This window comes from Alteromonas sp. S167 (assembly GCF_036864375.1).
Classification (GTDB): Bacteria; Pseudomonadota; Gammaproteobacteria; order Enterobacterales; family Alteromonadaceae; genus Alteromonas.
Window position 1 is genome coordinate 1 of record NZ_JAZETR010000007.1, and the last position, 13,235, is coordinate 13,235.

The window sequence follows — 13,235 nt, forward strand, 5'->3', positions numbered from 1 at the left end:
GCTGCAGATTTACTGTAATTGTCAACCAGTGAAATGTTTCCAATTCTGTGGTCTGATGTATCCAGAGGGGCATGGATATGCTGGGTTGCACCCACTAATAGTGGCAGTGCAGCCGCAACAGCAGCACAAACAAGGCTTCTTTTTTTCATTATTAATTCCTTCAAACGTGAGTACGAACGGTTTTATCTACACAGCGTGTAATTAAAATGCGCTCGCTTTTTACACAGACAGAATCAACAAAAAGGTGTATTGGCTCTATAGGGGTAAACCACCATAGTTAACTACACAGACCAGCTATCTCTTTGGGAAAAGTATTCAGGCAATCAATAACTAAAAGGAAGTTAGATTTTTGGACAAAATAAAAATGGCTTGATGCAATAACTAAATGAAGTTGAATTTCTTTATGTAACAGTGGGGGCGGGGGGAATTCAAGAGGTTTATTGAGTGATGTTATCAGTTGACGGTGAGAGGCCAAGACGGCTGTAATAAAGCCATCTTGGCAACTAACAAAGGTGTGCTAAACGTTAAAGCGGAAGTGAATAACGTCACCGTCTTTAACGATGTAGTCTTTACCTTCTAGACGCCATTTGCCTGCATCTTTAGCACCTTGTTCACCGTTAAACTCAACGTAGTGGTCGTAGCTTACGATTTCGGCGCGAATAAAGCCTTTTTCGAAGTCGGTGTGAATTTTACCTGCTGCCTGAGGCGCAGTTGAACCTTCAGGGAACGTCCACGCACGTACTTCTTTAACACCAGCGGTGAAGTAAGTTTGCAGTGTAAGTAGGCTGTAGCCAGCGCGGATAACGCGGTTAAGACCTGGCTCTTCTAAGCCCATGTCTTGCATGAATTCTTCACGCTCGTCATCTTCAAGCTCGGCAATGTCAGCTTCAATAGCGGCACATACTGCAACTACCGTTGCGTTTTCGCCAGCAGCAATTTCACGTACTTGGTCAAGATAAGGGTTATTTTCAAAACCGTCTTCGTTAACGTTCGCTACGTACATGGTAGGCTTAAGCGTAAGCATGTTCATGTAGCTAATGGCAGCAAGCTCTTCTTTTGAAAGCTCAAGTGAACGTAATAATAAGCCTTCATCAAGGTGAGGCTTAATTTTTTCAAGTACTTTCATTTCGTACTTGGCATCGGCGTCACCGCCTTTAGCACGTTTCGCTACACGGTGGAGTGCTTTTTCAGTTGTTTCAAGGTCGGCAAGTGCAAGCTCAGTGTTAATAACGTCAATGTCATCTTTCGGGCTAACGCGACCGGCAACGTGAACAATGTTTTCATCGTCAAAGCAGCGAACTACGTGACCAATAGCGTCTGTCTCGCGGATGTTTGCTAAGAACTTGTTACCAAGACCTTCACCTTTTGATGCACCTTCAACCAAGCCAGCAATGTCTACGAATTCCATTGTTGTTGGTATTACGCGCTGAGGGTTTACAATCTCAGCTAGCTTGTCCAAACGAAGGTCTGGTACAGGTACTACACCAGTGTTTGGCTCGATAGTACAGAAGGGGAAGTTCGCCGCTTCAATACCCGCTTTTGTTAATGCATTGAAAAGTGTTGATTTACCTACGTTTGGTAGGCCAACAATACCGCATTTAAAACCCATGGTATGGATCCTTGTCTGGAAAAGTAATCACTGATGTAGGCTACGCTTTATGCGAGTGTAACCTGTTTTGCGCTTGCTTTAAGTCTTCTTTAAGCAGAATTTCTGTACAGCGAACCGCCTCATCAATGGCGCTTTCAATTGCTGCTTTTTCATCTGCTGGTGGCTTACCTAACACGTGGCCAGTAACTCGGCTTTTGTGCCCTGGATGACCAATGCCTATACGCAAACGTAAAAAATTCTTGTTGTTACCCATTTTTGCCACAATGTCACGCACGCCATTTTGACTAGAGCTACCGCCCACTTTGTATTTTGCTACGCCGGGTGGTAAATCTAGCTCGTCAAACGCTACTAGTATTTGTTCTGGTTCAATTCGGTAGAAGTTAGCAAGTGCTGCAACCGCTTGACCACTTTTATTCATGAAAGTAGTAGGGTAGAGCAAACGAATATCTTTGCCTGCAATCGTGATACGTGCAGTCTTACCGAAGAATTTGGTTTCTGGTTTTAGCGGGGCGTTATAGGTGTCGGCAAGTTGGTTTAGAAACCATTCACCGGCATTGTGTCGGGTATTTTCATATTCGGGGCCTGGATTACCCAGACCCACGATAAGGCGTATATCAGCCAAGAGGATTATTCCTCAGAAGCTGCTTCTTCGCCGTCTTCTTCTGCTTCAGCCGCTTTAGGAGCAGGCTTAACAGTTACAACCGCTAGGTCGTGTGCTTCGTCGTTCTTCGCAAGTTCAACTGAAGCAACGCCAGCTGGAAGAGTTAGGTCAGAAAGGTGTAGCGTTTGATCCATTTCAACACCAGCCATGTCTACTTCGATGAACTCTGGAAGGTCCTTAGGTAGACAAGTAACTTCGATTTCAGTTACGTGGTGCTCAGCAATACCGCCAGCTTTAACAGCTGCAGATTTCTCTTCGTTTACGAAGTGAATTGGCACGTTAGTGTGTACGTCTTGGCCAGCAACAACACGTTGGAAGTCAATGTGCATGATCTTTGGCTTGTACGGGTGGCGCTGCATGTCTTTTACAAGTACTTCAGTTGCTTTACCATCTACATTCAAAGTAAGAACGTGAGAGTAGAACGCTTCAAATTCAGAAGCTTGGAATACTTTGTTGTGAGCAAGAGTGATAGAAACTGGCGCTTCTTCACCACCGTAAATGATACCTGGAAGCTTATCTTCGCGACGTAGGCGGCGGCTCGCACCTTTCCCTAGGTCTGAACGAACAGATGCGTCTAGGTTAAAAATTGCTTCAGACATTGTCTGTCTCCAATTATAAAGTCTAATGGTGTAGGTTTTTGCGACCAAAACCTACTGTTAAAGCGTGTTGTAATGAACGTGTTTTAACAACAAAACGCACAATAAAACACTGCCCTGAATTTCAAGGGCGGCGAATTCTAACACCACATACAGCAACATACAATTCTAAAGCCAATAAAAAAGCGCCTTAAGCGGCGCTTTGATATGTGATTTCTAGGGTGCTTATTCAATCGCTATTTTATTAGTTACTTTGCTGCTATCTATAATTTCAACGCTGGTAACTTGTAGTACTGTTCCAAACTGCGTAAATGTCATCATTTTAGGCTTAGGAACACCGGTAACTTTTGCTATTAGGCCATTTTGTTGAAACTGTTCTTCTAAGTTATGAAGGGTATATCTGTCACCGCTTTCGGCAATGAATGCGTAAAATCCACCTTCAAGCTCTTTGAAAATGATGCTGCCTGTCAGGGTTACTTCGTCTTCAACTGACACATCTTTTGCTATAGGCTCTGGGGTTGGTTTTGCGGTAAGCGTGGTAGGTAACTCTTTGCTTGCCGGTTGAGGTGCTTTTTCTGGCATTGCGTTACTAGATTTCTCAGCCATTAAATTCTCTCCTGACTCCTCTTCACCTGAGCATGCTGTGAGTGCTAAAAAAGAGGCTAGTGCCGCAACACAATATAACTCTTTAAATTTCATTCTCATTCCTTAAATATTTAAATGAGTTCATTTTCATTTTTCTTTCACTGTAACAATTTAAGGTAGAATTATTGTTAAAGGAAGCATTGTTGTAAGTTATTTAAACTAAACAGGAGAGACTTTCGAATTGTTAACCGACAAATACTTTTCCACAACCATTGAGAGACTCTTGGCCCGTAGTGGTTTTAGTAAATAATCTTTTGCACCATTTTCAATAGCTTTTTGAACTACGTTTTTTTGCCGATTCCCCGAAAGCATAATAATCGCCGTATTCATATTAGGACCTTGCGTACTCGTTACTTTGTCTACGATAAAAAGTCCATTGCTATCAGGCAAACTTATGTCCATTAATATTAGGTCAAATTCTTTCTCTCTCATTAGAGAAAAAGCTTTTTTTCCTGAAGTCGCCACTTCAACGTTCAGATTGTTTTTCTTAAGAAGTCTCGTGGTTAGCTCAACACTAATAAGGTCATCTTCAACAAGTAGAACAATACGCTTGGACCTGCATCTTTCAATAATTTCGTCTGGGTCAATGGTATTGTTAAAAAGCTGATTAAATACTCTGGTATGACGTTGCTCAATAGATAAAGACTTACCGCCTAGCTCTTCCCCAGTTTTGACTGCTGCGTCCTCTGAATTTGTTATGTTAAGCGCTTTTTCCAAAATAGCTAATGCTTTGTGCTGCAAATTGATCAACTCTGGTTTTACATCATCGAACTGTATACAAGACAGTAATGTTTGTAGTTTGCTAAAACTTGCACGGTCGAATTGGAGGGTCTGTTTATCATGAGTAAGCTTTAAGCTAAGCTCTTCTTCCATTATCGCAATGGTATTCTCTAGCTCTTTTGCTCTTTCGTTCTTAGTTCTTAAAGATTCAAGTACCGCCGATTGTGTTTTAATACCAAAACCATTCACCGCATCCTCAAAGCCGACAGTAGATAATAATGAGTTATTCGGCTTAACACCTATTTCGAGCAACAGATGCCTACAGATGTTAATGATACGAAATTTTTCGTACAGCGGGCGGTCAATTACATAGTCGTCAATTATTCCTGCTACACACGCTTTGTTCGCTTCTTCTTCAAACTTTCGCGGGATAATTGCAACGAGCTTGTAGTTACATATCTCAAAGTTTCTTGCCGCAAAATAGCTCTTGTAAAAAACGTCTAGAACAAGCTCTAAGTTTTCAGCACAGATAAAAAATACTTTTGGTGAAAGCTCTTGCAACCGTTTAAATATTTCAACGGGTTTAGTAACTCTAACTGCCCTAATATCACGCTCTGCCAGCACCTTGAGTGAAGGTGAAGTTGGTAAGCCTTGGTCGAAAAATACGATATTATGTTGTGCGCAGTTCATATTTTATAAAACCCATCATATAGTTAGAGCTACCTTGGTGTTTTTTTATACTTTTGTTTAAGAGTAGACTATCTTCATAAATAACTATTAAAAAAAATTAACATTTAGGCGTGAAGGGGGCTTTATGTCGATATGTTACGGTCAGTTTTTTATACAGAAAAAGCGCCTAATCCTTTCTATTCTGGTTGTTTTAACACTTTTACTCATTAGTTCTTTGCTAACTTCTAGTAGATCGATGCAACAACTGTTAGCGGCAATACAATTCGTTATCGCAGTTTCGTCAATATTTTTACTCCTTCGTGATTTCAACGACCCGCGTTTCAGTATTGGGCAAGAAGACCCGATTGCATGTGTTCTTTTAAACGAGCGCCTCGAATTAGTTACTTGGAATACAGCTTTCCAAAAAAAAGTGGGTAATCTTAGTAACCTTCCAGAAATTGCTGAACGTTTTTTGCTCATATTGCAAAAGTGCATCAGAGGTGGTGAAGAGTTTGTTGAAACTTCGTTCCAAACTATCAACGACGAGACAATTTATATCAAGCTTACTATTTCGAATATGGAGTGCAACGGCCAAACGTTTTTTAAGGTATTTGTTGAGAGTAATGAGGATAAAAAACATCTTGAAATAGAGTTATCTGCTGCGCTTGTACGATTTAAGCTTGCCTTAAAATCTGCAGATATTGGCCTTTGGTGGTGGGACTTGACCGACAACCGAATTATTTGGGACGACCGTATGATGGAGTTATATGGTGTAAAAACAAATGTGGTCGAAACTGAGATGGATTATGAGTTTTGGCGCAATCACGTCCATGCAGATGATATTGATGGAGCAGAGTCATCTGTAAAAGCTTGCTTGGCAGGTGAGGGCGAGTATTCTTCTGTTTTTAGAGTGCTGAAACCCAATGGAGACCAAGTTTGGTTGCGTGCTGTGGGTTCTTTAGAACACAACGCTAATGGAGATCCTATCAAATTAGTTGGTTTAAATTGGGATGTGACAGCAGAGAAAAATGCCGAAGATATGATGCTCCGTCAAAACAAGACGTTAGAGCAAATGGTGAATGAGAAGACGAGGGAATTAAACAAAGCACTAAAAAAAGCTGAAGCTGGAGCAAAAGCAAAAGGCGAATTTTTGGCCAATATGAGTCATGAAATACGAACCCCTATGAATTCGATTATTGGTATATGCTACCTCCTTAAATATGAGAAAGTTTCGAAAAGTGCAGCGTCTATGATTAATGAAATTAGTACGTCTGCTGATTCATTGCTTAGGATCATCAATGATGTCCTTGATTTATCGAAACTTCAATCTAGTGCCATTTCTGTTGAAGATATTCCATTTTCATTAAGCAAAATGATCAGGACCATAGCAGGAACGGCACAAGGTCTTATCAAATCAAAACATATCAATGTTCAATTTCATCCTCACGATGAAGAAATTGAATTCTTAGTGGGTGATCCTCATCGAATCTCTCAAATTCTGATTAATTTGATCAGTAATGCTATTAAATACACTGATTCTGGAAATGTAGACATAAATGTTGCGCCACTAAAGCGAGAGGGCGAATTTGTGTACATTCAATTCAAAGTAAGAGATACCGGAATTGGTATTGAAAAGAGTAAGTTAAAGAAAATATTTGCTCCCTTTGAGCAAGCAGATAAATCAAACTCGCGAGAATATGGTGGAACAGGGCTTGGGCTGTCTATTTGTCAAATGTTGAGTGATGCTATGGGAGGCGTATTAAGCGCAAACAGTACGTTAGGAAAAGGAAGTGAGTTCATATTAGAAATGACACTAAAGTTGGATAAAACTCAGGGACAAAGAGCGGTTTATATAAAGGGGCAAAGTATTGCATTAATAAATCTAGATGCATCAGAGGGGGACTACTGTAGCGAAGTTATTGCAAGCCTAGGCCTTTCGTCTCGTGTAATCTATCTCTCCAACAAAACATCTGAAAGTGACCTGAGTGGTTTTGAAATTGCGATAATTGATGTCGACTCATTATTTGCAAACACAGAATATTTCGCACACGTTAATAAAAACTACCCAAATTTGAAGCTTATTTTAATCAGCCGAGCTGATAACTTACGGATAAACTTTCCTGATTGGTTGAAAAATCATAAGTATACGATTCTTAACAAACCTTACACTAGCTCTTCGCTTTATGATGCCATTCAAGATTTAGTTGATGTAAATGGAGCATTAACTGTTGATAGTCAAGACGCTGGTGTTCCTAACGAGCTCGTAAATCAGCTTGCGGGCAGACACATACTTATTGTTGACGATAATCGCGTTAATCGTCACGTTGCGGAAAAAATATTAACTCTGGCAGGAGCGTCTTGCTCGTTAGCTGGTAATGGTCAAATGGCTGTTGATCTGTGCAAAGAGCATGATTTTGACTTAGTACTTATGGACATCCAAATGCCGATTATGGATGGCGTAGAAGCCTCCTCCATAATTCTGTCAGATGAGCGAAACGTCGGGCTTCCTATCGTAGCGTTAACTGCCGGTGCTTTTTTACACGATAAAAGTAAAGCACTAAAAGCAGGCATGAAGCACTTCATATCAAAGCCATTTTTAGCCTCCGATATGGTAGGACAGCTGAATCAAATACTAAATGGTACTCCTGTTGATAACCAAAATGTTAAAAGTCATGGAGTAGAGGTAGGTAAGTTGTCCCCTCTTGTTTGCATGGAAATGGTTAGCGAAAATTGGGGAGACAGTTCGGCTTATCGGTCGTTTACTCGTAAATTTTTTGAAGAGTACGCATTCTTTCTCACGATAGAGCACTTGAAGAAACAAAGTACTGAAACGACATTTTGCTCGATTCTACACAAGGCCGCTGGTGGTGCTGGCTCGCTTGGTTTCAATAGACTAAGTGAATATTGCTATTCACTTGAATCTGATGGTGTGTCAATTTCTTCAGACGTGCTCACAGAGCTAAACGAAATCGCCACAGATACCTATCAAGAAGTATCGAAGACATGGATAGAGCATGAGCAAGGTCCAGTCGCTGATAAAACGCTAAGCAACGCATTCGAAACGCAACTTGACGTTTTACTCACGTCGTTAAACGAAGACAATATCAACTCAGCTCTGCACGCCGTTTCTGATGTTTACCATCCTGATTATGAAAAAGAAATAGATGAAATTAAAGCATACATAGAAGACTTTGAATTTGAAGCTGCACGTAGTTGCACATCCAAACTCAAAGTAGTTTGCAGTGAGGTAAATGTATGAAAACGTTACTCGTAGTTGACGATGAATCCTCTAATTTAGCTCTTATGAACCAAGTATTAAGTAGCAACTATAAACTGTGCTTTGCTAAAACATCACAAGCTTCCATCGAGGCAGCAATAAAGCATCGCCCAGATTTAATCCTTTTAGATGTTAATTTACCTGATAGATCAGGAATACAAACCTGCGTAGATATGAAAAGCAATCCACAGCTTGCTGAAATACCAATTATATTTGTCACACATTTAAATGATGTTGTTGATGAAGAAGCTGGTTTACATGCGGGAGCAGTGGATTATGTTAGTAAGCCAATTTCAATACCCATATTAAAAGCTCGTATAGAAACGCATCTTTCTCTTGTAAAAGTAAGTCGACTTGAAAGAGTATGCAAAGATGCAATTTCTATGTTAGGCAAAGCGGGGCATTTCAATGATAATGATACAGGTGTTCACATATGGCGTATGGCTTCATTTTGTAAAATACTGGCAGAGTTCGTTGGATGGTCCGCCGATCAAGCCGAACTGTTAAAGCATGCTGCGCCAATGCACGATACTGGAAAAATAGGAATTCCAGCCGAAATCTTGAAGAAACCTGGAAAATTAGATCAAGATGAATGGGCTATTATGCGACAACACTCAGTCATAGGCGCAGAGATTTTAAGTGAAAGCCAAGAGTCAATATTTCAATTAGCTTCAGAGATTGCACGTTATCATCATGAGAAATGGGACGGTTCAGGATACCCTGAAGGTTTAGCCGGAGATGCTATTCCTGCGTCTGCGCGGATTGTGGCGATATGTGATGTGTATGATGCCCTCTCTATGGAGAGGCCTTACAAAAAACCCTGGCCACAGCAAAAGATTGTTGAATATATGGAGTCACAGAGTGGCCAGCATTTCGACCCAAGTATCCTTTCGGTCTTTTTAAAAAACATAGAGGTTTTTGATAAAGAAAGGATGCGGTGGAATGTAAAATTAGCTGTAAGTGAAGTGAAACCAATTTGCATAGCAAACTGATGTTTGAACAAAAAAAACGAGCACTAGGCTCGCCTTTTGGAATAAGCATGTTTGTATTTAAGCTCGATGCTTAGTATTCAAACATGGCAGAAATAGATTCTTCGTTGCTGATACGACGAATCGTTTCTGCAAGCATTTCAGATAGTGTAAGTTGTTTAACCTTACCCATCTTTTTCATTTCGCTGCTTAGTGGAATTGAATCGGTAACAACAATCTCGTCAATTACAGACTCTTTCAGGTTATTTACTGCATTGCCTGAGAAGATGGCGTGAGTTGCGTAAGCATACACTTTACGCGCGCCGTGTGCTTTTAACGCTTCGGCTGCTTTTGCTAGTGTGCCACCAGTGTCGATCATGTCATCTACAATAATGCAGTCTCTGTCTTTAACGTCACCGATGATGTTCATTACCTGAGCAACATTCGCCTTAGGACGGCGTTTGTCGATAATGGCAAGGTCGGTATCGTTAAGCAGTTTTGCTGTTGCGCGAGCACGAACAACACCACCAATATCTGGCGATACAACAACAGGCGACACAAAGTCACGTCGTTCCATATCTGCAAGCAGAATTGGCGTACCGAATGCGTTATCAACAGGAACATCGAAGAACCCTTGAATTTGCTCGGCGTGAAGGTCGATAGTTAGAACGCGGTCAACACCTACGTTAGAAAGGAAGTCAGCCACAACTTTCGCAGTAATTGGTACCCTAGCTGAACGAACACGACGGTCTTGACGTGCATAACCAAAATAAGGAATTACAGCCGTAATACGACCCGCTGATGCTCGGCGCAATGCGTCGATCATCACAATAAGTTCCATAAGGTTATCGTTAGTAGGTGCGCACGTAGATTGGATAATAAAAACGTCCGAGCCACGGACGTTTTCATGAATTTCTACGCTAATTTCACCGTCACTGAAACGGCCAACTTTGGCATTTCCAAGTTTGGTGTAGAGGCGATCGGCAACTTTCTGGGCAAGTTCTGGTACGGCATTACCTGCAAAGAGCTTCATATCTGGCACAAGTGGTTCCTCAGTGCGTTGATAAAAGAGGTTTGGCTGGGGTAGCAGGACTCGAACCTACGAATGGCGGGATCAAAACCCGCTGCCTTACCAACTTGGCTATACCCCAATTTTTAAGTTCTTGTCCGATGTGGCGTTCACGCTATTTTTGTTCTTCTAATTTGTCTAATAGTGGTGAGCGATTCACACCTTTTGCAACAAAACTTTGCCAAGTGTCAGGCATTTCAGCCTTAACTTGTTCAGCTAAAGTGTAGTCAGAAAAAGCGGCAAATACACATGCACCTGTGCCCGTCATTCGCGACGGTGCGTAGTGTACCAACCACTGTAATAATTTTGCAACTTCAGGATGGCAATTCGCGACTAATTGCTGACAATCATTGTGGGTATTTTCAAATTTATAGTCTTCCCATTTCATTGCAGGTGTGTTTCTAGGCAAATCTGGCGACGTAAACACATCGGCGGTACTTACATGCACATTAGGATTTGCCACTAAGTAGTATTTCTCTTCTTGTGGTGCTGCGGTAATCTCTTCACCTACGCCGCCCGCAAAGGCGGTAAGACCACGCACAAAAATAGGTACATCTGCACCTAGAGATAGGCCAAGTTCAGCAAGCGCATCTTCCTGTAAACCCGTGCCCCACAGGTGATTAAGCGCAACCAGTGTGGTAGCTGCATTGGAAGAGCCGCCACCTATACCGCCGCCCATTGGTAAGCGTTTATCTAGGCTTATACTTACCCCACCTTTATAGCCTGTTTCTTTTGCCAGAAGTCGCGCCGCTTTAATAATTAAATTTTCATCGTCTGGCACACCCTCAAGTGGCGTTGCCATTTCTATGGTGGAATTTTGTACTACTGTAAAGGCTAGCCTGTCGCCATAATCTAGCATTTGAAAAAGGCTTTGTAGTTGATGATAGCCATTTTCGTATCTGCCTAATATATGCAGGAACAAATTTAGTTTTGCCGGAGAAGGCCACCAATCGAGTGGCTGAGATGCTTGGGTTTTCAATTGAGCGTCCACTGATAAATCTTTATTTTCAATTGTGTTTTGGGCGAGTTTTCGGTTTCTAGCTGAGTTAACGTAATGGAGTGAGGTAGCCAAACTTGTTCAGCGTTAATGGTTTCAACGCTGCCGTAATTGTCATAACTCACTTGCCAATTCCTGCAGTAATTACATTCGCTTTCAAGCGTATTTACCAGGCCTTTGTCTGTTAACGTGTACTTGTCGCCTGCAAGCGGTAAGCCTTTTACCCACGACAACAATGAGTCTACGGGAATAATCATACCGGTTACTTGGTATATCAATGGCTCGGGCTCAGCATCTTTATAGGTTTCACCATCGGCTTCTAATATTGATTGTTCGTTATCAACCTTTAGGTCGACCAACGTTACGCCTAAAAAATTGGTTAATCGAAAATCAAAATCGCCCGAATCGTTTTTCCAATTTAAGTTAACGCTAGCGCCTTCTTTTCCTTGGCGAAAAGCAATTTTTCCGCGCATCTGCCATTGGTTAACGTCGGCCACTTTTTTAAGCTGTGCAGTAAGGTTTACCGCTTTTTTAGGGCCTTTGGGCACAGTAGTACATGCGCTTACTAACACTAAAAGCAGCCCAAAAAAGAGTATTTTTCGTATCATGAGAGGTTACGCGCCCAGTAAAATTTAAACGGTAAATTGTTGAAACAATATGGGAACACAGATTCACCAACACTTTCAATCATTTTGGCTTTTTCGTACAATGCCGCTCCGACGTTGCCAGCACAGATTTTAATGACTTTACTCGCCCTTGGTATTAACCATAAAACAGCGCCCGTAGCACTACGTGAAAAAGTGGCTTTTACACCAGACTCCTTGGTGGAGGCGCTTGCGAGCTTGAAAAAGTTAGATGGTGTTGACGAGTCAGTTATTGTGTCTACCTGCAACCGCACCGAGCTATACGTAAACGCTAACGATGAAAGCGGGCAAAAGCTACTTAAGTGGTTAAGCGATTTTCACCGTCTTGATATCAATGAAATAGCGAATAACAGTTACGTTTTGTCGCAAGATGATGCGGTAAAGCACATTATGCGCGTAGCAAGTGGATTAGATTCGTTAATTTTAGGTGAGCCTCAAATTCTTGGGCAAGTGAAACAAGCCTATGGTGATGCTAAGCATTCTGGCATGATCAACAGCGAATTCGATAAGCTGTTTCAGCATACCTTTTCTGTGGCAAAGCGCGTTAGAAGCGAAACGGAAATTGGCGCAAACGCGGTAAGCGTTGCTTATGCGGCCGTTCAACTTGCAAAACATATTTTTGCTGAGCTGCCAAAGCGTTCAGTATTGCTTGTTGGAGCGGGAGAGACTATTGAGCTTGTTGCTCAGCACTTAAAAGAGCAGGGCGTTAATAAGTTAGCAGTGGCTAATAGAACTGTTGCACGCGCAGAAGCGCTTGCTGAAACACTGGGCGCAAGTGTTTACACGCTGTCTCAGGTGCCCGAACATCTAAAAGATTTCGATATTGTTATTAGTTCTACGGCAAGCCAGCTACCTTTAATAGGTAAGGGCATGGTAGAGAAAGCGCTTAAGCAGCGTAAAAACATGCCTATGTTCCTTGTTGACCTTGCAGTGCCGCGAGATATCGAATCGGAAGTCAACGAGTTAGGCGACGCATATTTATATACTGTTGATGACTTGCAGCACATTGTTCAAAAGAACCTAGAGAACAGAGAGCAAGCCGCACAGGAAGCTGAAAAGCTTATTGAAAAACAAGCTGGCGACTACATGACATGGAAACAGTCGCAGCAATCGATAGATTTGGTAAGGCAATATCGTCAAAAGGGCATGGCACAGCGAGACGATATTGTTGAAAAAGCAAAAGCGCAATTAGCGGAAGGCAAAGATGCCGATGCGGTGTTAGAAGAGATGGCGTATAAACTAACTAATGCGCTACTGCACCCAACAACCCTAGCGCTGCGCGAAGCAGCCATGCACGACGACCCTGCGTTAAGCCGTTGGATGGGGCAAGCATTAGCATTGTCTGACTTTTCGTCAGATGAGAATAAATAAGGTAATAAA

The 13,235-nt window shown here is 41.8% G+C and carries 11 protein-coding genes and 1 tRNA gene; 3 read left to right on the top strand and 9 right to left on the bottom strand.

What is annotated here, in order from left to right; genetic code table 11:
* Positions 1-517 precede the first annotated feature (517 nt).
* The 5 genes from ychF to V7R35_RS11660 all read right to left on the bottom strand — a co-directional run bounded on the left by ychF (position 518) and on the right by V7R35_RS11660 (position 4,921).
* Positions 518-1,609, bottom strand: coding sequence for a redox-regulated ATPase YchF (gene ychF, locus V7R35_RS11640; RefSeq protein ID WP_071814375.1), 1,092 nt, complete (start codon positions 1,607-1,609; stop codon positions 518-520).
* 40 nt (positions 1,610-1,649) lie between these two features.
* Positions 1,650-2,231, bottom strand: coding sequence for an aminoacyl-tRNA hydrolase (gene pth, locus V7R35_RS11645; RefSeq protein ID WP_334015019.1), 582 nt, complete (start codon positions 2,229-2,231; stop codon positions 1,650-1,652).
* A gap of 5 nt (positions 2,232-2,236) precedes the next feature.
* Positions 2,237-2,869 (bottom strand): 50S ribosomal protein L25/general stress protein Ctc, encoded by a 633-nt coding sequence (locus tag V7R35_RS11650; RefSeq protein ID WP_334015021.1) that lies wholly within the window; start codon positions 2,867-2,869, stop codon positions 2,237-2,239.
* A 222-nt stretch (positions 2,870-3,091) separates the two neighbouring features.
* On the bottom strand, positions 3,092-3,565 hold the full coding sequence (locus V7R35_RS11655) for a ribose-phosphate pyrophosphokinase (protein ID WP_334015023.1): 474 nt from the start codon (positions 3,563-3,565) through the stop codon (positions 3,092-3,094).
* A gap of 105 nt (positions 3,566-3,670) precedes the next feature.
* Complete coding sequence (locus V7R35_RS11660; RefSeq protein ID WP_334015024.1) at positions 3,671-4,921, bottom strand: response regulator; 1,251 nt, start codon at positions 4,919-4,921, stop codon at positions 3,671-3,673.
* A 235-nt stretch (positions 4,922-5,156) separates the two neighbouring features.
* On the opposite strand from V7R35_RS11660, the gene V7R35_RS11665 reads away from it, so the two are divergent.
* Positions 5,157-8,159 (top strand): ATP-binding protein, encoded by a 3,003-nt coding sequence (locus V7R35_RS11665; RefSeq protein WP_334015025.1) that lies wholly within the window; start codon positions 5,157-5,159, stop codon positions 8,157-8,159.
* Complete coding sequence (locus V7R35_RS11670) at positions 8,156-9,169, top strand: response regulator (RefSeq protein WP_334015026.1); 1,014 nt, start codon at positions 8,156-8,158, stop codon at positions 9,167-9,169. Before V7R35_RS11665 ends, V7R35_RS11670 begins: the two co-directional genes overlap by 4 nt.
* Positions 9,170-9,239: 70 nt before the next feature.
* Here the strand turns inward: V7R35_RS11670 and V7R35_RS11675 are convergent, their stop codons facing one another.
* The 4 genes from V7R35_RS11675 to lolB all read right to left on the bottom strand — a co-directional run bounded on the left by V7R35_RS11675 (position 9,240) and on the right by lolB (position 11,819).
* A complete protein-coding gene (locus V7R35_RS11675) occupies positions 9,240-10,187 on the bottom strand; it encodes a ribose-phosphate pyrophosphokinase (RefSeq protein ID WP_334015027.1) in 948 nt (315 codons plus the stop codon).
* 33 nt (positions 10,188-10,220) lie between these two features.
* Positions 10,221-10,296 (bottom strand) — tRNA-Gln (locus V7R35_RS11680).
* Positions 10,297-10,329: 33 nt separating this feature from the next.
* On the bottom strand, positions 10,330-11,205 hold the full coding sequence (ispE, locus tag V7R35_RS11685; RefSeq protein ID WP_438823471.1) for a 4-(cytidine 5'-diphospho)-2-C-methyl-D-erythritol kinase: 876 nt from the start codon (positions 11,203-11,205) through the stop codon (positions 10,330-10,332).
* Positions 11,190-11,819: a lipoprotein insertase outer membrane protein LolB gene (lolB, locus tag V7R35_RS11690; RefSeq protein WP_334015028.1), complete on the bottom strand. Its 630-nt coding sequence runs from the start codon at positions 11,817-11,819 to the stop codon at positions 11,190-11,192. The genes ispE and lolB overlap by 16 nt, the downstream gene beginning before the upstream one ends.
* A 132-nt stretch (positions 11,820-11,951) precedes the next feature.
* Here lolB and hemA point away from each other — a divergent pair, with 132 nt between their 5' ends.
* Complete coding sequence (hemA, locus tag V7R35_RS11695) at positions 11,952-13,226, top strand: glutamyl-tRNA reductase (protein ID WP_334015029.1); 1,275 nt, start codon at positions 11,952-11,954, stop codon at positions 13,224-13,226.
* Positions 13,227-13,235: the final 9 nt, after the last annotated feature.